We start from the raw sequence: 21937 nt of genomic DNA, 5'->3' as shown, positions 1-21937 counted from the left end.
CAGCCGCCAACGTCACGCCCCACCATCCTGTCACCGCACCTTGGCATGGCGCGTCAAGCGGCGTTCGACCAGGCCCACCGCCCCCATCAGCGTCATGCCGAGCAGGAACACGATCATCACCAAGGCCCAGAAGCGGTCCATCTGGAAGCCATGCAGATAGGTGTCGAACAGTTCGCCGAGCCCGACCACGGCAACAACGATCTGTCCGATGATCACGCCCTTGATGCCGCGCACGACGCTCAGGCGGATGCCGGTCATGACTTCAGGCATGGCCGACGGCAGCATGATCTTGGAAAACATCTGCCACCGCGTCGCGCCGTTGCTGCGCGCCATCTCCAGCAAGGACCGATTGATGCCGACCATGCCTTCCCGGGTATCGATGATGATGACCCACACCGCGAACAGGAACACGGTCGCCACCACGGTGGTTTCGCCGATGCCGAGAATGGGCATCAAGGCCGGCACCACGGCGGTCAAGGGCGCGGCAATGAAGATGTTGACCCACACGTTCAGGATGCGATCAACCGGCTTGAATCGCCCCATCAGCGCGCCGACCGGCACGCCCACCACGATGGCCAGCGCCATGCCGGTGGCGAATGCCCTGGCGGTGATGACGATCGCGTCCTTGAACGATTGCAGCTGGACCAGGCTGAAGGCGGTCGTGACGACATGCGACAGCGGCGGAAACATGTCGGACGCCGCGTAGCGCGCCGCCAGTTCCCACAGCACCGCCCAGGCCACCAGCGACAGCAGAACGGGTTTCTGTTTGGCCATGGCTCAGGCCAGGTACTGTTTGAGTTGGGACCAGATGTCGTCGACCGCATCCAGATAGCGCTGGTCGCGGCGGATTTCATCGGGGCTGGCATTGCGGTCCAGGCCGGGGCGGATGGTCTTGACGACTTTGCCCGGATGTCGGGTCAACAAGACAATCTCGTCCGACAGGTACACGGCTTCTTCGATCGAATGCGTCACGAAAATGACGGTCTTTTTTTCCACTCGCAGCAAGGACAACAGGTCTTCCTGCAGCTTGCGGCGCATCTGTTCGTCGATCGCCGAAAACGGCTCGTCCATCAGCAGCACGTCGGCGTCGACCGTCAGGGCACGGGCCAGGCCGGCACGCTGACGCATGCCGCCCGACAGCTCGTTGGGATACTTGTCTTCGAAGCCGGCCAGGCCGACTTCGCGGATGTAATGGCGGGCGCTGGCTTCCCGTTCGGCGCGCGGCGTGCCGCGCAGTTCCAGGCCGAACGCCACATTGCGCAGCACGGTGGCCCAGGGCATCAACGCGAAATCCTGGAACACGAAGGCGCGATCCGGACCCGGGCCGTACACCGTCTTGTCATTGACGCGGATTTCGCCAGACGTCGGCGTGATCAGCCCGGCAATGATCTTGAGCAGCGTGGTCTTGCCGCAGCCCGAGGGCCCCAGCAGGGTCACCAGTTCCCCGCGGGGAATGTCCAGCGTCGCGTTTTCTAGGGCGAGCACGCCATTGGGGTATCGCATCGTGATGCCGAGCGACTTGATGATCGGATCGGCCGCTGCGACTGGCGGCTGGCCCGGCGTGGATGACGCGGCCGGCGCGGTGGCAAGCAAGGAGGTCTGTGTCATGTCTGCGTGTGCTGCTGTCCAAGCGCCTTGAATACCCGGCGCTCGATGAGTTGCAAGGCGGTCAGCACCAGCGTGGCGAGCACGATGATGGACACGATCGCGGCGAACATTTCGGCGTACTTGGCCACCGACCGGTAGTAGCTGATGGTGTCGCCGATACCGGTTGGCGTAATCAGCAATTCGGCCAGCACGATGCCGATGAAGCCACCCGAAATGCCCAGCCGCAGTCCCGCGAAGATCATGCCGCTGGCATGCGGCAGGATGATCTTGGTGACCTGCTGGCGGCGCGTTCCCATGAAGGACCGGGTCATTTCCAGCAAGGATGCGTTGGTCTGGCGGATGCCGCTGTAGCAGTTCATGGTGACCATGGGCAGCGACAGAATGACCACCGCAATGATCTTGGCGGTGATGCCAATGCCATACAGAAAGGTGATCAACGGAATGATGGCGGCCATCGGCGCCGTCTGCATGATGACCATGGCCGGATACAGCGCCCATTCGGTCAGTCGCGACAACCCCATGGCGATACCGCACACCACACCCACCACGGCGGTGATGACCAGGCCGGCGATCAGCGGCGGCAACGTGTTCGCGTAGGCCTTGATGAGTTCACCGCTGGCCAGCAGGTTGAACATCGCAACGGCCACTTTCGAGAACGGCGGGAAGGCCAGGCTGATCGGAATCCGGCCGGCAATTTCCCACAGTCCAAAAAAGAGCGCGAACGACGCCAGCTTCCACAACAAGGGCACGTGATGACGCCAGCCCATGGCATGCGCCGCCGTTGCGGACGCGGTCGGCGTGGACGACGCAGCCAGCGCAGCGCCCGCGGACGGCGCCACGGCGGCGCCGGGTCCGGCAGCGTGCACGGCCGCGCCGGGCGCGCCTGCAACGAGAGTGTGCGGCATGGTGTCCACTCGATGTCTTACTTGGCGCCGACGGCTTTGCTGGCGGCTTCCAGCGGCTTGAAGTCCCAGTAGGCATCCAGTCCGCCCGACGTTTCCGACTTGAGCTTGCCGGCCAGCGACAGGAAGTCCACGTCGGCCTGCGCGGCCGTCTTGCCACCGCCATCAACCGGGAAGATGCCGGCGGCCACGGCACGCGTGAAGTACGGCGTGATCTCGGCGACTTCCTTGTCGGCCAGGTCAGGCAGCAGCTTCAGTTCCTTGCGCTGCGCGGCGGGCCATGACGGATCCGCTGCGGTGGCCTTGGCAGCCTTCAGCAATTCTTCGAGCAGGATCTGGACGGCGCGCGGATTGGCTTCAGCAAATTTGGTGCTGACATAGAAGGTCGAATCGCTGGCGTCCTGATCCTGCACCGGCAAGGCGCCGAAGCGTTTCGGATCGCTGTCGATCAGGACCTTGGAACTGGTCAGGTCCAGGTAGGTCGCCTTGATGTTGCCGCGCTGCATGGCCACGACGCGCACTTCCGACCCCGGCACGTAGCTGATCTTGTCGAACTTGATGCCCGACTTCTTTTCCATGATCTGCGCCATCGTCTCGGTGCCCGATCCGCGCGAGTGCACGACAAAGGTCTGGCCGTTCAAGGACTTCCAGTCCGGGTAGACGGTCTTGTCGACCACCGGCACATAGGCCAGCTTGCGGATCTGATAGATGTTGCGGATCGGCGCCTTCAGGTTGTTGATGGCCTCGTACGAATCACCCACGCCCATGTCCATCTGCCCGTTCAGTACGGACTGGAAGGCGATGTCATCCGACTTCAGCGCCGTCGCCTGGATCTCGACACCACGTTGCTTGGCGCGCGCATAGGCAATGAGCTGGGGAAGGTCTTCGGCCGAAAACGAATCGGCTTCGGCGATACGGATCTTGCCAACGTTTTGCGCGTGGGCCGCGCCCCCCGTCAACGCGACACCCAATGCGATCCCGACGATATTCAGCAGCTTCATGCGTACCTCTGTGTGGATGGTTGGCCCGGCGACCGGGCGGCAAGGTGGTGCGGCGACCGCGCTGGTATTACGTACGTATACCGGCATGATGGTCACGTAATGCAACATGCATGCCATTCATGGTTTTCCATAGGCTCGCCAGTTGAAGCGCGGCCACCCGCGCATAGGCTTGCACCGTTGTGGACGCCTCAGGCACAGTTATGCGGCATTTAGGTCGAATTTCGGTGCATTTTTCGTTCGATGGCATTTCAAACGTCTGGCTGTCCCTGGCAAACCTGGTGGCATGCGATTTGCATCCCCAAATAATTAAAGTGGTATACCACTCGAATACGAAACGTTGACCGATGGGCGATCCGCCCGGAAAAGGACTCGCGATGCCGCAATCGACTCCGCTGCCCGAGGGCACCACCCTCTGGATCGCCAACGCCCGCGTCATGACGCCGGACACGGATTGGCATCAGCCAGCAGTGGCCGACGTTGCGATCCGGGACGACATGATTCTTGGCGTCGCGCCAGCCTACGGACTGCGGCCGGGCCAGGTCCCGCCCGAAACGCTGGATGCACGCGGCCACCTTGTCCTGCCCGGCTTCGTCAACGCCCACTACCACTCGCATGACGTGCTGGCCAAGGGCACGCTGGAACAGGTGCCGCTTGAACAGTGGCGCCTGTATGCCCTGCCCGCCCAGTACCCGCCCCGCTCGAAAGAAGAACTGCGTGCGCGCACGATGCTTGGCGCGCTGGAATGCCTGCGTTCCGGCATGACCACCGTGCAGGACATGCTGACGCTGTATCCCTTCGACCCCGAGCACCTCGATACCGTCATTCAGGCGTATGAAGACGTCGGGATCCGCGTGGTCTTTGCCTTGCAGTACGGGGATCGCAAGGGCCTGGATACCGTTCCGTTCTGGAAGGACGTGTTTCCGCCCGAATACCATCACCTGCTTTCGAGCGCCGCCGAGCCCGAAAAGAAATTCGACCTGCTCGATTACTTCGAGCAGAACTGCCTGAAAGGGCCGACCCATTCGCGGCGGCATTGGGCGCTGGGGCCGTCATCTCCGGAACGTTGCACGACCGCCCTGATGGCGCGGACGATGGACATGGCCAAGCGGTACGACCTGCCGGTGTACTCGCACATCTACGAGTCCAAGGGCATGGCCCTGACCGCGCGCCAGGAGCTGGGCCAATACGGCGGATCGTTGATCCGGCGCCTGCATGCCGAAGGCTGCCTGGGTCCGCAAATGAACTTTGCGCACAGCGTGTGGCTGGCCCCTGATGAAATCGAAATCCTGGCCGAGACCGGCGCGGGCACCGTACTGAATCCGCAAGGCAACCTGAAGATGCAGTGTGGCCTGCCGCCGATCAAATCCTTGATGCGCGCCGGTGTGCGCATCGGCCTGGGCTGCGACAACTGCAGCTGTTCCGACGCGCAGAACATGTACGCCGCCATGAAGCTGTTCTCGTTGCTGGCCGTGGTCAGCGATCTGCGCAAGGGCCCCCCGCCTGCCATGGAAGCCCTGAAGGCCGCGACCGAGGGCGGCGCGGAAGGCGCGCGGCTCGGTCATCTGATCGGCCGGATTGCGCCGGGCTACAAGGCCGACCTGTCGATCCTGGATCTGGCGGACCCCAGCTTCGTGCCGCTGAACAGCGTGGCGCGCCAGCTCGTCAACATCGAGGGCGGCCGCGCCGTGCGGCATGTGATGGTCGATGGCAACTGGGTGGTGCGCGATCGGCGCGTGGTGTCGGTGGACGAGGCGGCTGTGTTCGAAGAGGTCGAAGCCATCATGCCGACCTTCAGGAAGGACTTCGACGCCATCACGAAACGGGTCGCTACACTACAGCCGTGGTTGGACGAAGCCCAAGAGAAGATGGATGCGGCAGACGTCGGTATCGAACGTCTGCCCCGCCTGCGATGAGGATCGCAGGCTTGAAACCAAGGATGTGAACATGACCTTTCTGGTCCAGGAGCCGGCGCCGTTGGAAGACGACACCGACTCATCTTTCGAGCCCGGCGGGCTGGTGGCGCGAGTGCATGCGCAACTGCACGACATGGTGCTCAAGCACGAAATTCCGCTGGGCCGCCCGATTTCGGAACGCCAATTGTCGTTGCAGCTCGGCGTATCGCGCACGCCGCTGCGCGAAGCCCTGCGCCGGCTGGAAGGTGAAGGCTTCATCTTGCGCAGCCGCGGTGTGCTCGAAGTGCGCCGCATCACGCTGGAAGAATTCCTGGATCTGCTCAAGATCCGCAAGGTGCTCGAAGCCGAAGCGGCCGGGCTGGCTGCCGGCGCCATGGACGCGGGCGTGCTCGACAGCCTGCGTGTCCGATTGACGGCGCTGGCGCAGGCCGAGCATCCCGACAACCATGAACGCGTCACGCTCGACCTGGAATTGCATCGCGCCGTCTGCGCCGCGTGCGGCAACGACACCCTGGCCAGGTTGATCGAAGACCTGCGACGCAAGTCCATGCTGTTCGCCACACCGCCCACGCCGCAGGACTTTCAGGCATCGGTCGCGCAGCACCTGGACCTGCTTGACGCCCTGGGCGCCGGCGATGCCGCGCGTGCCCGCACGGCCATGGCCGTGCACATCGAAGCCACACTGAGCAACGTCCTCTCTCGTCTGCTCAAGCGCTGAACGCCCTCCTCTCGTTCGGCCCAAGCCAACCCCACGCGAATCCTTTATGACCGATACCCCTCAGAAAGACGTTGCCGCGCTGCCGGTGATGTTCCAGCCCAAGACGCTTCGCGGCCTGACCGTCAAGAACCGCATCGTCGTCTCGCCCATGTCGCAGTACAGCGCCGTCGACGGCGCCCCGACCGACTGGCATCTTGTCCATCTCGGCAAGTTCGCCTCGGGCGGCGCGGGCATCGTGTTTTGCGAAGAGACCTCCGTCTCCGAGCGTTCACGCAAGACCTATGACTGCCCCGGCATCTATACCGATGCGCAGGCCAAGGCGTGGAAGCGCGTCACCGACTTCATTCGCACGCAGGGCGCCGCCTCGGCCATCCAGCTTGGACATGCCGGCCGCAAGGTCGCGACCCGCGCGCCCTGGGACGGCTTCGCGCCATTGGGCCCCGCCGATGCCGCCAATGGCCGTCCGCCCTGGTCGGGCCTGGCCCCCAGCCCGATTCCATTCAAGGAAGGCGCAATGGCGCCCAAGGAAATGGATCGCGACGACATCAAGTATGTGATCCAGGCCCATGTGGATGCGGCCAAACGGTCGCTCGACGCGGGCTTCGACATCGTCGAAATCCATGGCGCCCACGGCTACATCATCCAGCAGTTCCTGTCCCCCATCACCAACAAGCGTACGGACGCTTACGGCGGCGACATGGAAGGCCGCATGCGCTTCGGCCTGGAGCTGATCGAAGCCGTGCGCGCGGCCTGGCCCGCGGACCGGCCGCTGTTCTTTCGCGGGTCTTGCGTGGATGGCCGGGGCGGCGCGTGGAGCCTGGAAGACACCATCGTCCTGGCAGCGGCGTTGAAGGAACGGGGCGTGGATGTATTCGACTGCTCGTCGGGCGGCATCGATGGCCCCCTGACGCTGCACGTCGTTCCGCGCGTGCCGGGCTATCACGTGCCCTTTGCGAAACGCATCCGCGAAGAGACGGGTATCCCGACCATGGCCGTTGGCCTGATTCGTGAAGCCGAGCAGGCCGAGGGCTATCTGAAAGCCGGCGACTGCGACTTCGTGGCCCTGGCCCGCGAATTCATGTGGGATCCGAACTGGCCCGTGCACGCCGCGGCCAAGCTGGGCGTGCCCGATCCGCATACGCTGCTTCCGCGCAGCTATGCGTGGTGGCTGCAGAAGCGCGAAGAAACGCTGGCGCTGACTGCGGGAGACGCGGCGCGATAAGGGTAGCAAGGCGTGGTGTCGCGCTGACCCGCGGCGTCAGGCGGTCTCGGCCGCCATTTCGATCCGGTTCCGCCCTTCCCGCTTGGCCTGGTACAGGGCGCGGTCCGCCCTGGCCAGCAAGCGCGGCAGATCCATCGCAGGCGACATCTGCGCCGCGATCCCGACGCTGACGGTGACCGGCGTCTTCAGGCCGTCCACTGCCGCCGTGCGGCCGGCAAACTCCGCCGCGATCTGCCGGGCCACCCCCTGCGCGTGGGCGATCGTTGCGCTCGGCAACAACACCGCGAACTCTTCACCGCCCAGCCGGGTGCTGAGCGCGCCCGTCCCCGCGCACTCGCGCGCAACAGCGGCGAACAGCTTCAGCACCGTGTCGCCCGCATCGTGCCCATGCTCATCATTGATGCGCTTGAAGTGGTCCAGGTCGAACGCCAGCAAGGCATGCGGCGTGCCGTGGGGCGCCTGGCTCAACAGCCGGGGTCCCCTTTCAAAGAAGCCTTGGCGGTTGGCCAGGCCGGTCAGGTAATCCGTCTGAGACGCCATCAGCAGGCGTTCGCGGTCTTCTTCACGCACGATCGCCAGCAAGGACGTGGGCATGGCCACACTGAAGAGCACCGCTTCGTACATGGTGACCTTGGCTGCCACGGCCACGATGTCCGCGCCATAAACGGCTGCCAGGACGGGCAGCACCAGGGCACGGCCCGCGTAGAACACGCTGTGGCAGGCCAGCACGCTGACCGCGATGGGGCGCGACCGGAAGTGCCGCGTGGCGCGCGCGCGGTACAGCACCCAGGCGGCCGCCCCGCAGGTCATGGAAATCGGCGCCGCGCTGATGTGGTTCCAGAAGCTTGTCCGCAAGCTCATCCCTGCAGCAAACCAGGCAGCGCCCAGCGCCAGCAGCAGACCCATCATGACCCCGTAGCGCAGCTTCCTGCCGTCAAGGATGAGCGCCCCCTGCAGCACCAGCAGGTAACCAAGCATGATCACGACATTGGTCAGCGCATAGCCCGCCACACCGGGGAAATGCTGGCGATTGACGGCCAACGCGCATCCGGCGGCCAGCGCCAGATAGGCGATGGACCAGACGCGCAGTTCCCGCCCGCGCGCGGCATGGGTGTGACGCTCCCACAGCGTCATGGCAGCCGCCACCAGCAGCGTGCCTATCGTCAGGTACCAGAGGGTGAGGAGATCCATGGAGCATGCACATGCAAGAGGGCGCAGCGGCGCATTCTACCGGTCAAATGGCGCTTGCTCGACCGCCACGTCTTGTATCGGTCCGGGCGCTGCGGCGGCGATAGAATCCGACGAGACCACGATGTCAGTGAGGCCGCCATTTCCGCTGCACCCACCCCCGAGGACCGGCGCGACGACCGCGACGGCATGATTGCCGCTGTCAACGATGCCCTCAAACGCGGGGGCGCCTCTGCGCATCAATATCGCGTCAGGCGCACCGACGGCAAGTATTACTGGATCGAAGCCAATGGCCGCGTCGACCAGTCGCCCGATGGCACGCCCCAGAGCTTTCCAGGCGTGCTGATCGATGTCGAAGAACGCCGCACGCTTGCCGATGAACGGGATCGCGCCAGGGATGCCATGCCCGATGGCGGACGCATCACCATCGAAACCTCCGCCTGGGCACGAGCGTGTGCATCTATCTTCCTCGCCATGTGGGCGATGCCGACACCGCGCAGCCCATGGCGACGGCGCCCTCGGACGCGGTCATCGATCTGCTGGTGACCGACGTCGGCCTGCCCGGCGGCATGAACGGCAGGCAGATGGCCGACGCGGGCCGGGAGTTGCGGGCCGGGTTGAAAACGCTCTTCATCACTGGCTATGCCGCCAATGCCGCGATCGGCAACGGGCAACTGCAGCCCGGCATGCAGGTGCTGACCAAGCCCTTCTCGGTCGACGCGCTGATTGCACGGGTGCAGGAATTGTTGATGCGTTGAAGACTGACGTTCGTTCAGTCAGCGGTGATCTTCCGTTCCTTGACGATGGCGCCCCACTTCGCATCTTCTTTTTTCATGAAGGCCGTCAGCTCGGCACGCGTGGTGGGCTGTGGCGTCAGGCCATGCTGGTTCAGCGATTGCTTCACACCCGGGTCATTCAGCACCTTGACGATTTCCTGGTTCCAGCGATCCAGCATGGCCGCCGGTGTTTTCGATGGCGCAACGAAGGCATACCAGTTCAAGGCTTCAAACCCCGGATAGCCGGATTCAGCCACCGTTGGAATGTCAGGCAGATACGCTGGGCGCACCAGGCCGGTCGTGGCCAGAGGAATCAGCCTGCCGGTTTCGATATGCGGCATGGCGGTGGGTGGCGCCGAAAAGTACGACGCAATGCGTCCGCCCAGCAAGTCCTGCAGGGCTGGCGCGCCGCCCTTGTAGGGCACGTGCACCATCTCGATCCCGGCGCGCTGGTTGAACAGTTCGCCGGCCAGATGCGAGGCTGACCCCGCCCCGGTCGATGCAAACTCCACACTGCTCGGCTTCTTCTTGGCCAGCGCAACGAATTCCGCCAGGTTCTTGACGCCCAGTTCCTTGTGCACGACCAGCACGTTGGGGAAATTGACGCCGCCCGACACGGCCGTCAGGTCCTTGAACGGGTCGTACGTCACCTTCATGACATGCGGCGCGATCGTCAACGGGCCGATCGATCCAAACAGCAATACCGAACCATCGGCCGGGCCACTTGCCACCAGCTGATGCGCGATGTTGCCGCCGGCGCCCGCCTTGTTTTCCACGATCACGGTCTGGCCGATGTTGTCGCCCAGCTTGCGGGCGATCAGCCGGGCGGCGGCATCCGCTGCGCCGCCGGGCGCGAATCCCACCACCATCGTTACCGGCTTGGCGGGCGGAAAGTCCTGCGCATAGGCAGATGCGGCCGTACAGCATGCTGCTGCGGCCAGGGCCACCACGGGCAAGGAAGGGAATGTGGGCACGGTCGTCTCCTGATGTGTTCTTTTGAAAGCAGGAGACTGTAGGCAGCCCGGCAGCGGGACGACAGCCCGTATCGGGCAACAGGTGTTCAGTTTTTGAGAAGACGGGCGCCGGCCCACAAGCCGTCGCGAACCAGCGTGCGGGCGATGTCGGCAATCACCACGCGTGTGGCCAGGGCGGCCGGCGACAGTTCGTCGTCCGACAGGCTGACCAACACATTGCGACGGCTGACATGCGCGTCGCTGATCTGACAGCTCACCACGTGATCCGCCGGCTGCCGCGCCACCGCGGCGCCCGGCTGGATCGTGGCGCCCAGGCCTGCGCGCACCGCATCCATCAGCAGCGCCAGGCCATCGATCTCGGCCACTACCCTGGGCTCGATCCGCGCGCGGGCAAACGCCGTGGTCAGCGACGCGCGCAGCCCGTGCCCCTGGCTGGGCATGATCAACGGCACGCCGGCAAGCTGCGACAGGCGCACCCGCGCCCCTTCCGGCCGCTGGGGCAAAGACTTGGCGGCGATCAGGAACAGCTTTTCGTCCAGCAGCGGTTCAATGCTCCAACGGCGCGGTGTCGCCGTCTCGAACAGCACGGCCAAGTCCAGCTGGCGCGCCTGCAGCATGCTGCCCAGGTTGCCCGACAGCGACTCGACCAGGTGCAGCCGGATGTCCGGATAGCGTTCCCGCATCGCCTGCATCAAGGGCATGCCGAGCACCGACGCCGTGGTGGGAGCCAGGCCCACACTGACGTGGCCCGACAGCCGGGCCTGCTGCGCCGCGCGCACGGCCTCGTCGGCATGCCGCAAGGTCAGCTGCGCCTGCTGAAGAAATGCCACCCCGGCATCGGTCGGCGTGACGCCGGTGCTGGCGCGCTGCAACAGGCGCGTCGACAGCTCGCCTTCGAGCCGGCTGATCTGCTGACTGAGCGCAGACGTCACCACGCCCAGCTCGATCGCCGCGCGGCCCATGCTGCGCAGTTCACAAACCTTGACGAAGTACCGGAGTTGGCGAAGTTCCACGAATGACCTTGGTGGGAAGACAAGCGCGTCATGGTAGTCCGGTTTCCCATCGTGTGGACGCCGCCGGCATTGCCAGGAAGCGATTGGCCGGCGCGTTGCCACCGCTCTGTCGCTGCCAAGCCGGTAAACTTCCGGCATGACCGCCTCCCCTGCTTCCCCCGCCGAATCGCCCAAGCGGCGCATGCCCCGCGCCGCGCGTACCCGCCAGTTGCTTGACACGGCGTGGGCGTTGATCGGCGACGAAGGCACCGACGCGCTGACGCTGGGCCGGCTGGCGGACGCTGCGGGCGTGAGCAAGCCCATTGTCTACGACCATTTCGGCACCCGCAACGGCCTGCTGGTCGCGCTGTACCAGGACTACGATGCGCGCCAGACCGCCCTGTTCGCCGACGCCATCGACAAGGCCAGGCCCACCTTGCAGGAGAAGGCGCGCGTGATTGCATCCAGCTATGTGAGCTGCGTGGTGTCGCAAGGGCGGGAGATGTCAGGCGTGATTGCGTCGTTGAACGGCTCGCCGGAATTGACGGCCGTCAAACGGGAATATCAGCATGCCTTCATGGACATGTGCGCCGGGATCCTTGCGCCGTTCACCGGACCGGCGGGCGTATCGGGCGCCAGCCTGTGGGCCATGATGGGCGCGGCCGATGCGCTGTCGGAAGCCGCGGCGGATGGCGAGATCGCCGACAGCGACGCGTGCGAGGAGCTGCTGCAGGTGATCCTGAGCATGGTCAAACGCAGCAAGTAGGATCGACCGCGCGAAGCGCGCGGCCATGGACGCGGTGAAGACGCGGTGAAAACGCAGTGAAGGATCCCGCTGCGGGATCCCCTGCCTATCGCGTGACGGCCGCAGCCCGCGCCCGCGCGGTGTGCAACTTTCGGAAGCTGTCGATCAACCGGTGATGCCGGTCCAGGCCTTCCAGTTTCATGCTGGTGGGCGTCAGGCCGTGGAAGCGCACGGACCCGTCCACCGACCCCAGCACCGCGTCCATCCGGTCATTGCCAAACATCCGGCGGAAGTTGACGACGTAGTCATCCAGCGCAAGGTCGTCGTCGAGCACGATTTCCAGCACCGCATTCAGCGCCTGATAGAACAGCCGGCGATCGACCGTGTTGTCGTTGTACTGGAGGAAGGCGCCCACGCCTTCCTGCGCAGCATCGAATTGCTGCAAGGCCAGGTTGATCAGCAGCTTCAGTTCCAGCACTGTCAGCTGACCCCATTCCGTGTTCTCGTCGAACTCGATCCCGATCAAGGTGGCGATGTCCGAATAGTCATCCAGCTCGTTGGTTTCCAGCCGCTCCAGCAGGTCCGTCAACGCCGCGTCATCCAGGCGATGCAGATTCAGGATGTCTTCGCGGAACAGCAGCGCCTTGTTCGTGTTGTCCCACACCAGATCGTCCACCGGATAGATCTCGGAATAGCCCGGCACCAGGATGCGGCAGGCCATTGCGCCCAGCTGGTCATGCACGGCCACATAGGCTTCCTTGCCCATGTCCGCCAGAATGCCGAACAGCGCCGCCGCTTCCTGCGCGTTGGAATGGTCGCCCTGGCCCGAGAAATCCCATTCAACGAATTCAAAGTCGGCCTTGCTGCTGAAAAAGCGCCACGACACCAGGCCGCTCGAATCGATGAAATGTTCAACGAAGTTATGGGATTCGGTCACCTCTTCGCTGTTGAAGGTAGGCGCCGGCAGGTCATTCAGGCCTTCAAAACTGCGGCCCTGCAGCAGCTCCGTCAGGCTCCGTTCCAGCGCTACTTCAAGGCTGGGGTGTGCACCAAACGACGCAAAGACGCCCCCCGTCTTCGGGTTCATCAACGTCACGCACATCACGGGATAGATCCCGCCCATCGACGCATCCTTGACCAGCACTGGAAAGCCCTGCGCTTCCAGGCTCTGGATGCCAGCCAGGATGCCCGGGTACTTGGCCAGTACGTCCGCGGGAACGTCAGGCAAGGCCAGCTCCCCTTCCAGAATTTCCCGCTTGACCGCGCGCTCGAAGATTTCGGACAAGCACTGCACCTGCGCTTCGACCAGCGTATTGCCCGCGCTCATGCCATTGCTGACATACAGGTTCTCAACCAGGTTGGACGGGAAATACACGACCTCCTGGTCCGACTGGCGAACGAAAGGCAAGGCGCAAATGCCGCGCTTCGTATTGCCCGAATTGGTATCGACCAGGTGCGATGCCTTCAACTCGCCGTCGGGGTTGTAGATCTCGATGCAATACGGATCCAGCAAGCCCGCCGGCAGCGCGTCCTTGCGGCCGGGCTTGAACCAGCGTTCATTCGGGTAATGCACGAATGGCGCATCGGCAATGTCCTCGCCCCAGAACACGCCCGCGTAAAAGTGATTGTTGTTTAGCCGCTCGATATATTCGCCCAACGCCGACGCCAGCGCGCTTTCCTTGGTCGCCCCCTTGCCGTTGGTAAAACACATGGGCGAATGCGCATCGCGAATGTGCAGCGACCACACATTCGGGACCAGATTGCGCCACGAGGCGATTTCGATCTTGATGCCCAGGTCCGCCAGAATGCCCGTCATATTGGCGATGGTCTGCTCAAGCGGCAGGTCCTTGCCCGCAATGAAGGTGGCGGCGTCGGCATCCGGCTTGACGGTCAGCAGCGACTGCGCGTCCGCGTCCAGATTCTCGACTTCTTCAATGACAAAGTCCGGCCCTTCCTGCACCACCTTCTTGACCGTGCACCGTTCGATCGACCGCAAAATGCCCCGGCGATCGACTTCCGGAATATCCGACGGCAGTTCCACCTGGATCTTGAAAATCTGCTTGTAGCGATTTTCCGGGTCCACGATATTGTTCTGCGACAGCCGGATATTCTCGGTCGGGATATTCCGCGTCACGCAGTACAGCTTTACGAAATACGCCGCGCACAAGGCGGACGACGCCAGGAAATAATCGAACGGCCCCGGCGCCGACCCGTCGCCCTTGTACCGGATAGGCTGATCCGCCACCACGGTGAAATCGTCGAACTTGGCTTCGAGACGTAGCTTTTCGAGGAAGTTGACTTTGATTTCCATGGGAATGCCTGAATGAGGTGGCGAAGTGGGCTTGGCCGCGTAAAGCGGGCGCAGGCGTATCGAGTCTGAATGTCGCAGCAGCGTTGTCAGCCGTACCCCGGGGATGCCCCGGGGGCGCCTAGTGTAGACGGTAAAGCGGGGGGACCCGCCTTACTTCGACATATCCCGAATCATGCGCGTCACCAGATACAGCCGCGGCACGATCGTACCCACCTGCACGTATTCCGCATCATTCGAATGCGCGCCGTGGCCGGTCAGACCCATGCCTTCAATCACGCCACCACGCGCTTTAAGAGCGGCGAAGGCGGCATCGGTGCCGCCACCGGTCGCCTTCTCGGCTACGGTCATCTTCATGCCCAGGTCCTGGCTGTAGATGTCCTGCATCTGCTTGGCCAGGCGACGCGACGTGTCGTTTGCTTCCAGAGGCGGCCGGCGCACTTCAAAATTCAGCTGCACCTTGCTTGCGTCCAGCAACTTGTTGCCCACCTTGGCCTGCATGGCTTGCTCCAGCTCCGTGAAGTCCGCCACGCGCAGGGCGCGGGCATCGGCCTGCGCCGTGGCTTCGGCAGGGATCACATTGCGATTGGTGCCCGCGGTCGCCACGGTCCAATTGAGCTTGAGGCCGGTATCGGGCTTGGACAGGTCCTTCATCTGCAGCAACTGGTGCGACAGCTCGTACAGCGCATTCACGCCATCTTCGGGCCGGGCGCCCGCGTGCGATGCCTTGCCTTCCACTTTCAGCAAGGCTGCGCCGATGCCGCTCGTGGCCAGCCGCACGCCGCCGTCCGGACCGCCGCCTTCGAACGAAAACACCGCGTCCTGCTCCGCACCCAAACGCGTCATGGTGCTGCGCGCACCGGGCGAGCTGATCTCTTCGTCGCTATTCATCAGCACCGTCAACGTGCCGTAGTTGTCGAACTTCATCTGCCGCAACAGGGCCACGGTATGCAGGATCAAGGCCACGCCCTGCTTGTCGTCGGCAATGCCCAGGCCATAGGCGCGGTCGCCATCGACACGGAACGGCTGGTCTTTCAGCATGCCGCGCAGGTAGACCGTGTCCATGTGGGCGATCAGCATGATGCGGCTCTTGCCCTTGCCCTTGAACTCGGCGTGGACCATCGGGCCGATCTTGTCCGGTGTATCGCCCAGTTTGTAGATGTCCGTGGGCTGGATGATCTCGACCTTGCCGCCCTGCTCGCGCAGCTTGCCGGCCACGTAATTGGCGATTTTCTCGGTGCCTTCGATATCCTTGCTGCCCGATTCGATGTGGACCAGGTCCCGCAGCGTGTCCAGATACGGCTGTTGATGCTGCTGCGCCAGCGTGTGGATGTCGGCTTGGGGGGCGGCGATGGCGTTGCCGGTGATGGCAACGAAACCGGCGGCGGCCAGATGGGCGGCCAGCGTTCGGAAGGGGAAATGCATGGGTAAGCTCCTGCGTGTTCAAGTGAAGTGCGACGAGGTGTGTCGGGCGAAACCCGCGCGACATCCCGCGGTCCAAGGTATACACCAACGTGCGGATCGCGTCTGGCCGCCGGGCGCATCGCAGCGCCATGCCCCGTGTCGGCCGCCCCGGTGTGCGTTCAGGTAAGCTGACCTCAACACGGTCCGGCCTCTGGACCTCTGGACCTCTAGACCCCTATTGGAGACCAACATGAAGTTTGAAAAATCGCAGACCGCCATTGACCGCCTGACGCCCGAGCAACGCCGGGTGCACCAGAACGCGGGCACCGAACGGCCCTTTACCGGCGAATACAACGACAACAAGAAACCCGGCATCTATGTCGACATCGTGTCCGGCGAGCCTTTGTTCGCGTCAACGGACAAATTCGATTCGGGCTCGGGCTGGCCCAGCTTCACCAAGCCTATCGTCCCCGCCAACGTGAACGAAGTGCGCGACACCGCGCATGGCATGGTCCGCACCGAAGTCAGGTCGGTCCACGCCGACGGCCACCTCGGCCACGTCTTTCCGGACGGCCCGCGTGATCGCGGCGGCCTGCGCTACTGCATCAACTCGGCATCCCTGCGTTTCGTTCCGCGCGACGACATGGAAGCCGAAGGGTATGGCGATTATCTGAATCAAATCCAGGAGGCTTGATATGACTGAACGCGCAGTTCTGGCGGGCGGATGTTTCTGGGGCATGCAGGACCTGATCCGCAAGCAACCCGGCATCGTTTCGACCAATGTGGGGTACACCGGCGGCGACGTCCCTAACGCCACCTACCGCAATCACGGCACCCATGCCGAAGGGATCGAAATCATCTTCGACCCCGCGGTGACAAGCTATCGCAAGATCCTGGAATTCTTCTTCCAGATCCATGACCCGTCGACCAAGAACCGTCAGGGCAACGACCGTGGCCTGTCCTACCGGTCGGCCATCTATTACGTGGACGAGGACCAGAAGCGCGTTGCCGAAGACACCATCGCCGACGTCGACGCGTCGGGACTATGGCCTGGCAAAGTCGTGACCGAAGTGGAGCCGGTCAGCGATTTCTGGGAAGCGGAGCCTGAACATCAGGATTATCTGGAAAAGCTTCCGAACGGGTATACGTGCCACTTTCCGCGGGCGGGATGGGTGTTGCCAAAGCGGTGATGTACGCGGTAGAGCCGGACGGGCGGCCGGGTGCCGGAAAGGCGCGCATCAGGCCGCGGTCAATTCCCTCAAGCTGTTCGCCAACCGATCGCGCAGCAGCCTGCGCACATCGACCGGTAAGTCTGCTTCTACGGTGGGAAACGCATCGCGGATCGTGCTTAGCAACGCGTCCAGATGAAGCGCGGCATCGCGCCGGTCTTTGAAGCCGAACAACAGCGCATCCGCCAATATCGTCTCGCGCGTGATGTCGAAACGCCCCGCAGACACCTGCATAGTGAGTGCCTTCGGATCCATCTCAGGATTGGGTACTACGTCGAAGGCAGGCGATAGACGCCAGCGCTTCTCCTCAGTCTCGTAGATTGCCGCGTGGTTTCGAGGGTGATCATCGTCGTTCCCGACGATCGCATTGAACACCATGCGATTGAACAGCTCGATCTGATCGCGTTGCGGCGCGCCAATGCGTTGCAGTATTTGCGCAAGCAGTGGATAGCTCCAGCCAGCGCGCGGGCCGCCAGGGTATTCCGCGCTTAACAATGACGCCGCGCTGATCACCATTCGTCTTGTGTCATCCTGCCGATCAAATCGAAGGACGCGAATGACGCTAGGCGCATTGCCGACCTGATGATGCACCGACCGGGCAAAGTTCAATCCCGATGCCGCGCCCCACTTCAAGGTGAAGTGTTCAAGTCTTGGAATATCGGCGATGTCGCTTTGCAGAATCGGCTTGACCAGCCAGTAGTCCTTGCCGTCTCGTAACGTGCCCTTGGGGCGTGCGCCGCCCATACTGGGAGTCGACATCAGTAACTTTCGCAGGCGAGCATCCACCGGCGGACGCCGTTCGGACATGGCAAGCAATTCTTCAACCAAGCCATCCAATTGCTGCAGCTTGGGACTCTTGAGCGCATCGATGGAAGGCTTGCGAGACGTGCCGGTAGCCAGCGCCCCCCAACGGTCACCATTCCTTGCGAGCCTCAGGTAGTCGCTGTCATGCGCGTTGTCCGGCAGTTGAAACTCTCGCTGCAACAACTGGCGCCCCCATGCGTCGGGGCAGGTGTCGCGCAGTACATCATGCAGGCCGCGGTACCTGTTAGCCGGATGCTCGATCCCCCCGATGAGCGGAAGGTTCACCGGATCGATGGACCACGGCAGCCGTGCGTCGATGTAGCTTGGGGCGTACAGGAACATTCCAGGCTCCTCTTCGCCTCGACGAGCATATCTGCCGACAGTGACCCACTCGCCGGTATCCGGGCGCTGCAGATAGACGTACAGCGGCTTAGAAGTAGTCATCTTCGGCTTGGGCATCGGGGGTGCGCGGGGTGCGCGGGGTGCGCGGGGTGCGCGCACGCGCAACCGGGTCCGCGGACCAATACACCGGATTCAGCGCGGGCACTGCTGTGTCGAGCAGCCCCAGGATCCACAACGCAGTCATATACGTTGCCGCGCCGGTTCCCGGGTCGCCACGCTCCATGCGCCGCAAGGTGGCATCAGAGATCCCGAGGCGTGCGCAGAGATCGGCCGCCGGGATATGTTGAGAAACGCGTTGTGTGCGTATGCAGCGGCCCCAAATGTCGAGACGCTGGGCGATTAGCGGGGGTATTGCACCCATCGCCCGCAATTTTTTCGGCATGGCTCGGCTTCATAGAAAGTGGTTAAGTCCCAGCAAAGCGATATCTATGACTTTTTCAGCGGTGTCGCTCAATCTGAAATTTAGCATAGATATAGGTTTAAGGTACTTAATACGCTATCTATAAAGGGTCCGTGCAACGTCTTCGTTAGATATTTCGATTCAGTCAAGCACAATGTGCCGCGCCTTGATGATGCTTCCCCACTGTGCCGACTCTTTCTGGATCGCGGCGCGCATTTCATCGGGCGTGTTGCCCATCGGCAGTGACGCCAGTTCCGCGATCCGCGCCCGCATGTCTGGCGTGCGGGTGATGCGGACAAATTCTGCGTTGAGTTTGGCGACGATCTCTGGCGGCGTGGCCCTCGGTACCCATACACCTTGCCATCCCACCAGATTCAGGCCCAGCACAGCCTCGTTCATGGCGGGCACGTCAGGCAGTTCGGGCACCCGTTTGTCGGTCGTGACAGCCAGCGCGCGCACCTTGTCCGACTTGGCATAGGGCACACCCGACGGGAATGGCTCGAACAGCATCGCCACTTGGCCACCCAGCACGTCCGTCAGGGCGCCCTGACGATACGGCACATGCAGCAGCTTGATCTTTGCGCTGTCCTGGATGATCTCGAAGATCAGATGGGACGCCGTGCCCGGCCCGTAGCTGGCATAGGCCAGCTTTTCAGGATTCTTGCGCGCGTAGGCGATGACCTCGGCCAGGTTCTTGGCGGGCAGATCCTTGTTGCCCAACAGCACATACGCTGTCGACAGCGTTTGGGTGACCGGCGCCAGATCGCGCTGCATGTCATAGCCCAACTTGGCGAACAGGTGCGGGTTCATCGTCGGTATCTGGTTGTAGCCGTACAGAATGGTGTAGCCATCTGCCGGCGCCTTGGCCACGAACTCGGCCCCGATGTTGCCTGATGCCCCCGCACGGTTTTCTACGGTCACCGGCTGACGAAGGGATTTGCTCAGTTGATCCGCATACAGACGGGCCATAACATCGGGCGCGGCGCCGGGGGGTACTGGCGTGATGATGCGGATCGTGTGGGTGGGATAACTGGCGGCAGCGGATTTCGTGTCTGCAGGCTGTGCGACCGCGGCCGTGCCTGCCGTCAGGATGGCTAGCGCGGCAAGCACCGCGCTCGCGGTCAGTGGGGCCGCCTTCGTCGAAGACGGCGTTACCTGTGGAATAACTATGTGCATCAAGGTCTCCGGATGTTTGCTTTTTTGTTTCTGGCTTGATTGATAAGGTGCAGCTTATGTTTGATGGATAAGCAGGACGTTATCTATTCGGTTCTTTGGCCTCAGTAGTCGGCGCTGGGCCGGGCGCGAAACCGCGCATACCAGGCGTCCAGCCTGGGGTGGCCGTTGGCAAAGGGTTGAGCAAACCGCTCCCGGGCAGTCTGAAAAATCGGAAACGCTGTAAAGTCCGCCACCGTTGGCTGGCTGCCCGCCAGGAAGGCGTGGTCGCCGATGGCCTTTTCCAGCACGTCCAGCAACTCGGTCACGTACCGCTGCGCACGAGCCGCTGTATCCAACGACGGGTTCGCCTCCTTTGCAGCGAACGCTGGCGTCAGGTTCCACAGCCACATCTGCGACCGGACTATCAGGTCATTGCCCACGCGTTCCAGTGCCCGCACCTTGGCGCGGCTGCTGGGGTCGATGCCGATCATCGGGTTGTCGGGATGCAATTCTTCGAAGTACTCGACAATGGCTGCGGACTCGGTAATCGCTGTGCCGTCGTCGGTCACCAACGTTGGCGCACGGCCTGCGGGATTGATCTTCAGGTACTCGGGCGAACGATGTTCCTGATTGGCGTAATCCAGCTCGCAGCGCGGAACGGCCAAGCCCTTTTCGGCCAGATAGATGATGACGCGGCGGGGATTGGTGCCCATCTTGAATTGGTACAGCAGCATGCGGTGCCCTTGACGGATGAAGAGGAGGGACAAAATGACAGTGGCGGAGATCGGCTTTCAGCCGGCTTGCGCCTGGCTGGCCTGGTATTCCTCGATGCGCTTCCATGCACTCGGCGAAAACTCGGCAGCCGGTGCGTTACCTTCGACGATGCCCAGTAGCAGGCCCACCTTATCGCCCGTACCGGCTTCCAGACATTCGAAGCGCCGCGGTACGCCGACGGGGCAGGCAAAGAAGTCCAACGGGCCAAGGTCGACCGACTGATTGCCGGTCGCGCCTTCCCACTCCACACGCCAGCGCCCCTTCATGCCGATGAAGGTTTCGACCGTTTCGTGGTTGTGCATCAGCACGCCCTTGCCGACTTCGCACTCGATGTACGAGACACCGAAGCCTGCTCGCAAATGGCTGACGGCAGGCCGCGCTTCGTCGCCGAAGGGAGAGGTATAGCCTTCAGCTGTCGGTTGATCAAAACCGAGCACGTTCAAGAATGCGCGCTTGCCCTCAGGCAGCACCATATCGGGCAGGCCGGACGAGCATCGTTCCAGGTCGCTGAAACGGGCAAGTCCTTTCAACATGTCGGCGGCGGCAAGGTGCACGATGGGTAATGGCATGGTGGTACTCCGGGTTGGGTTCGTGGTTGCGGTAGTTCGATGCGGCCGCTCAGACGCCGCCGCCGTTGACGCGAATGACTTGCCCGCTCAACCAGCTCGCCTCCGGCCCGGCAAGGAAGGCCACGATGCCTACGATGTCCTTGGGTTGTCCGAGCCGGCCAAGCGGCACCCGATCGGCGTAATACTTCAGCTCCTCGTCCGTCTTGCCTTCCAGAAACAGGACGGTCTCAACCTGCCCTGGCGCGACGGCGTTGACGGTAATCTGTCGTGGCCCGAGTTCCTTGGCCAACACGTGGGTCATCGCATCCACGCCCGCCTTGCTCGCGGCATACACGCCAAAGTTCGGGTGATAGAAGCCCACCACGCTGGTTGAAATGTTGATGATGCGTCCGCCTTCGCGCATTCGGCGCGCGCTTTCGCGCATGCCGCGGAAGTAGCCGCCCAGGTTGACCGACACCAGCCGATCGAACATCGCATCGTCGGACTGCGCCATTGGCGCCTGCCGCAACATGCCCGCATTGTTGACAAACACATCGACCGGTCCGAACTCACGTTCTGCGGTGTCGTACAGATTGGGAGCACAGTCCAGCGAGGCCACGTCGCCTTTCACTGCGATTGCTTTGCCACCTGCGGCCTTGATGGTGTTGATGACCGATTCCGCATCGGTCGTGGCCTGCGCGTAATTGATCACGACCGCGTGGCCCATGGCAGCCAGGCGCACGGCGATCTCCGCGCCGATGCCCTTCGAGCCTCCGGTAACGATGGCGGTTCTGGTTGGTGTCGATGACATGCTGTCTCCGTAATAATGGGAAAGTGCAGATTGAAGGGCTGTTCAGCGCGGCAAGCGCCAGCC

At 63.1% G+C, this 21937-nt stretch carries 22 protein-coding genes and 1 pseudogene; 8 read left to right on the top strand and 15 right to left on the bottom strand.

Translation table 11 applies throughout. The features are described from left to right. Positions 1-30: 30 nt before the first annotated feature. From HD883_RS02605 to HD883_RS02590, 4 genes are read right to left on the bottom strand one after another with little or no spacing between them, the layout of a single operon-like run. The gene (locus HD883_RS02605; protein ID WP_179587963.1) at positions 31-774 is read right to left on the bottom strand and encodes an ABC transporter permease; all 744 of its coding nucleotides are present in this window, start codon (positions 772-774) and stop codon (positions 31-33) included. 3 nt (positions 775-777) lie between these two features. Next, the gene (locus HD883_RS02600; RefSeq protein WP_179587964.1) at positions 778-1608 is read right to left on the bottom strand and encodes an ABC transporter ATP-binding protein; all 831 of its coding nucleotides are present in this window, start codon (positions 1606-1608) and stop codon (positions 778-780) included. After that, positions 1605-2513, bottom strand: coding sequence for an ABC transporter permease (locus tag HD883_RS02595; protein WP_218863275.1), 909 nt, complete (start codon positions 2511-2513; stop codon positions 1605-1607). The genes HD883_RS02600 and HD883_RS02595 overlap by 4 nt, the downstream gene beginning before the upstream one ends. A gap of 17 nt (positions 2514-2530) precedes the next feature. After that, complete coding sequence (locus HD883_RS02590; protein WP_179587965.1) at positions 2531-3511, bottom strand: ABC transporter substrate-binding protein; 981 nt, start codon at positions 3509-3511, stop codon at positions 2531-2533. 374 nt (positions 3512-3885) lie between these two features. Here HD883_RS02590 and HD883_RS02585 point away from each other — a divergent pair, with 374 nt between their 5' ends. From HD883_RS02585 to HD883_RS02575, 3 genes are read left to right on the top strand one after another with little or no spacing between them, the layout of a single operon-like run. Next, positions 3886-5424 (top strand): amidohydrolase family protein, encoded by a 1539-nt coding sequence (locus tag HD883_RS02585; protein WP_179587966.1) that lies wholly within the window; start codon positions 3886-3888, stop codon positions 5422-5424. Positions 5425-5455: 31 nt separating this feature from the next. After that, a complete protein-coding gene (locus HD883_RS02580) occupies positions 5456-6142 on the top strand; it encodes a GntR family transcriptional regulator (RefSeq protein ID WP_179587967.1) in 687 nt (228 codons plus the stop codon). 46 nt (positions 6143-6188) lie between these two features. Further along, the gene (locus tag HD883_RS02575; RefSeq protein ID WP_179587968.1) at positions 6189-7364 is read left to right on the top strand and encodes an NADH:flavin oxidoreductase/NADH oxidase; all 1176 of its coding nucleotides are present in this window, start codon (positions 6189-6191) and stop codon (positions 7362-7364) included. Between the two features lie 36 nt (positions 7365-7400). Here the strand turns inward: HD883_RS02575 and HD883_RS02570 are convergent, their stop codons facing one another. Then, positions 7401-8555: a GGDEF domain-containing protein gene (locus tag HD883_RS02570; protein ID WP_179587969.1), complete on the bottom strand. Its 1155-nt coding sequence runs from the start codon at positions 8553-8555 to the stop codon at positions 7401-7403. On the opposite strand from HD883_RS02570, the gene HD883_RS28080 reads away from it, so the two are divergent. Then, on the top strand, positions 8472-9098 hold the full coding sequence (locus HD883_RS28080; RefSeq protein WP_444964399.1) for a PAS domain-containing protein: 627 nt from the start codon (positions 8472-8474) through the stop codon (positions 9096-9098). The two genes, HD883_RS02570 and HD883_RS28080, sit on opposite strands and share 84 nt — an antisense overlap. Further along, positions 9071-9310: pseudogene (locus HD883_RS28075) on the top strand (response regulator); the annotation flags it as partial. The gene HD883_RS28080 and the pseudogene HD883_RS28075, both read left to right, overlap by 28 nt. A 14-nt stretch (positions 9311-9324) precedes the next feature. Here HD883_RS28075 and HD883_RS02560 read toward each other — a convergent pair. Both HD883_RS02560 and HD883_RS02555 read right to left on the bottom strand, forming a co-directional pair. Then, entirely contained in the window at positions 9325-10302 is a 978-nt protein-coding gene (locus HD883_RS02560) for a Bug family tripartite tricarboxylate transporter substrate binding protein (RefSeq protein ID WP_373563297.1), read from the bottom strand. An 86-nt stretch (positions 10303-10388) separates the two neighbouring features. Further along, positions 10389-11315 (bottom strand): LysR substrate-binding domain-containing protein, encoded by a 927-nt coding sequence (locus tag HD883_RS02555; protein ID WP_179587970.1) that lies wholly within the window; start codon positions 11313-11315, stop codon positions 10389-10391. A 136-nt stretch (positions 11316-11451) separates the two neighbouring features. Between HD883_RS02555 and HD883_RS02550 the strand changes: the two genes are divergently transcribed. Further along, positions 11452-12060, top strand: a complete 609-nt coding sequence (locus tag HD883_RS02550) for a TetR/AcrR family transcriptional regulator (protein WP_179587971.1) — start codon at positions 11452-11454, stop codon at positions 12058-12060. Positions 12061-12145: 85 nt separating this feature from the next. Here the strand turns inward: HD883_RS02550 and HD883_RS02545 are convergent, their stop codons facing one another. Together HD883_RS02545 and HD883_RS02540 are read right to left on the bottom strand one after the other, a co-directional pair. Beyond that, positions 12146-14350, bottom strand: coding sequence for an OsmC domain/YcaO domain-containing protein (locus tag HD883_RS02545; RefSeq protein ID WP_179587972.1), 2205 nt, complete (start codon positions 14348-14350; stop codon positions 12146-12148). A gap of 150 nt (positions 14351-14500) precedes the next feature. Next, positions 14501-15772: a M20/M25/M40 family metallo-hydrolase gene (locus tag HD883_RS02540; RefSeq protein ID WP_179587973.1), complete on the bottom strand. Its 1272-nt coding sequence runs from the start codon at positions 15770-15772 to the stop codon at positions 14501-14503. A 229-nt stretch (positions 15773-16001) separates the two neighbouring features. Here HD883_RS02540 and msrB point away from each other — a divergent pair, with 229 nt between their 5' ends. Next, positions 16002-16445, top strand: a complete 444-nt coding sequence (msrB, locus tag HD883_RS02535) for a peptide-methionine (R)-S-oxide reductase MsrB (RefSeq protein WP_179587974.1) — start codon at positions 16002-16004, stop codon at positions 16443-16445. A 1-nt stretch (position 16446) separates the two neighbouring features. Next, positions 16447-16941 carry a peptide-methionine (S)-S-oxide reductase MsrA gene (gene msrA / locus HD883_RS02530; protein WP_179587975.1) on the top strand — a complete coding sequence of 165 codons (495 nt, stop codon included), beginning with the start codon at positions 16447-16449 and terminating at the stop codon, positions 16939-16941. 48 nt (positions 16942-16989) lie between these two features. Here the strand turns inward: msrA and HD883_RS02525 are convergent, their stop codons facing one another. From HD883_RS02525 to HD883_RS02500, 6 genes are all read right to left on the bottom strand, one after another. Next, positions 16990-18228: a type II toxin-antitoxin system HipA family toxin gene (locus tag HD883_RS02525; RefSeq protein WP_179587976.1), complete on the bottom strand. Its 1239-nt coding sequence runs from the start codon at positions 18226-18228 to the stop codon at positions 16990-16992. Then, positions 18215-18370, bottom strand: coding sequence for a hypothetical protein (locus tag HD883_RS02520; protein ID WP_179587977.1), 156 nt, complete (start codon positions 18368-18370; stop codon positions 18215-18217). The genes HD883_RS02525 and HD883_RS02520 overlap by 14 nt, the downstream gene beginning before the upstream one ends. A gap of 357 nt (positions 18371-18727) precedes the next feature. Continuing rightward, entirely contained in the window at positions 18728-19762 is a 1035-nt protein-coding gene (locus HD883_RS02515) for a Bug family tripartite tricarboxylate transporter substrate binding protein (protein ID WP_179587978.1), read from the bottom strand. A 101-nt stretch (positions 19763-19863) separates the two neighbouring features. Then, a complete protein-coding gene (locus HD883_RS02510) occupies positions 19864-20475 on the bottom strand; it encodes a glutathione S-transferase family protein (protein ID WP_179587979.1) in 612 nt (203 codons plus the stop codon). Positions 20476-20532: 57 nt separating this feature from the next. Then, on the bottom strand, positions 20533-21084 hold the full coding sequence (locus tag HD883_RS02505) for a cupin domain-containing protein (RefSeq protein ID WP_179587980.1): 552 nt from the start codon (positions 21082-21084) through the stop codon (positions 20533-20535). A 49-nt stretch (positions 21085-21133) separates the two neighbouring features. Next, positions 21134-21874 carry an SDR family oxidoreductase gene (locus tag HD883_RS02500; RefSeq protein ID WP_179587981.1) on the bottom strand — a complete coding sequence of 247 codons (741 nt, stop codon included), beginning with the start codon at positions 21872-21874 and terminating at the stop codon, positions 21134-21136. Positions 21875-21937 lie beyond the last annotated feature (63 nt).

The organism is Pigmentiphaga litoralis (assembly GCF_013408655.1).
GTDB classification, from domain to species: domain Bacteria; phylum Pseudomonadota; class Gammaproteobacteria; order Burkholderiales; family Burkholderiaceae_B; genus Pigmentiphaga; species Pigmentiphaga litoralis_A.
The sequence above is the reverse complement of the archived record's forward strand: the minus strand, read 5'-3'. Positions and strand labels throughout refer to the sequence as shown.

What these genes read in the sequence shown, in the direction of transcription:
- HD883_RS02525 (WP_179587976.1), bottom strand. Translation starts at nt 18,228, where the DNA reads ATGACTACTTCTAAGCCGCTGTACGTCTATCTGCAGCGCCCGGATACC.
- HD883_RS02595 (WP_218863275.1), bottom strand. Translation starts at nt 2,513, where the DNA reads ATGCCGCACACTCTCGTTGCAGGCGCGCCCGGCGCGGCCGTGCACGCT.
- HD883_RS02570 (WP_179587969.1), bottom strand. Translation starts at nt 8,555, where the DNA reads ATGGATCTCCTCACCCTCTGGTACCTGACGATAGGCACGCTGCTGGTG.
- HD883_RS28080 (WP_444964399.1), top strand. Translation starts at nt 8,472, where the DNA reads ATGGGTGTGACGCTCCCACAGCGTCATGGCAGCCGCCACCAGCAGCGT.
- HD883_RS02575 (WP_179587968.1), top strand. Translation starts at nt 6,189, where the DNA reads ATGACCGATACCCCTCAGAAAGACGTTGCCGCGCTGCCGGTGATGTTC.
- HD883_RS02540 (WP_179587973.1), bottom strand. Translation starts at nt 15,772, where the DNA reads ATGCATTTCCCCTTCCGAACGCTGGCCGCCCATCTGGCCGCCGCCGGT.
- HD883_RS02600 (WP_179587964.1), bottom strand. Translation starts at nt 1,608, where the DNA reads ATGACACAGACCTCCTTGCTTGCCACCGCGCCGGCCGCGTCATCCACG.
- HD883_RS02605 (WP_179587963.1), bottom strand. Translation starts at nt 774, where the DNA reads ATGGCCAAACAGAAACCCGTTCTGCTGTCGCTGGTGGCCTGGGCGGTG.
- HD883_RS02580 (WP_179587967.1), top strand. Translation starts at nt 5,456, where the DNA reads ATGACCTTTCTGGTCCAGGAGCCGGCGCCGTTGGAAGACGACACCGAC.
- HD883_RS02550 (WP_179587971.1), top strand. Translation starts at nt 11,452, where the DNA reads ATGACCGCCTCCCCTGCTTCCCCCGCCGAATCGCCCAAGCGGCGCATG.
- HD883_RS02510 (WP_179587979.1), bottom strand. Translation starts at nt 20,475, where the DNA reads ATGCTGCTGTACCAATTCAAGATGGGCACCAATCCCCGCCGCGTCATC.
- HD883_RS02520 (WP_179587977.1), bottom strand. Translation starts at nt 18,370, where the DNA reads ATGACTGCGTTGTGGATCCTGGGGCTGCTCGACACAGCAGTGCCCGCG.
- msrB (WP_179587974.1), top strand. Translation starts at nt 16,002, where the DNA reads ATGAAGTTTGAAAAATCGCAGACCGCCATTGACCGCCTGACGCCCGAG.
- HD883_RS02590 (WP_179587965.1), bottom strand. Translation starts at nt 3,511, where the DNA reads ATGAAGCTGCTGAATATCGTCGGGATCGCATTGGGTGTCGCGTTGACG.
- HD883_RS02505 (WP_179587980.1), bottom strand. Translation starts at nt 21,084, where the DNA reads ATGCCATTACCCATCGTGCACCTTGCCGCCGCCGACATGTTGAAAGGA.
- msrA (WP_179587975.1), top strand. Translation starts at nt 16,447, where the DNA reads ATGACTGAACGCGCAGTTCTGGCGGGCGGATGTTTCTGGGGCATGCAG.
- HD883_RS02515 (WP_179587978.1), bottom strand. Translation starts at nt 19,762, where the DNA reads ATGCACATAGTTATTCCACAGGTAACGCCGTCTTCGACGAAGGCGGCC.
- HD883_RS02545 (WP_179587972.1), bottom strand. Translation starts at nt 14,350, where the DNA reads ATGGAAATCAAAGTCAACTTCCTCGAAAAGCTACGTCTCGAAGCCAAG.
- HD883_RS02585 (WP_179587966.1), top strand. Translation starts at nt 3,886, where the DNA reads ATGCCGCAATCGACTCCGCTGCCCGAGGGCACCACCCTCTGGATCGCC.
- HD883_RS02500 (WP_179587981.1), bottom strand. Translation starts at nt 21,874, where the DNA reads ATGTCATCGACACCAACCAGAACCGCCATCGTTACCGGAGGCTCGAAG.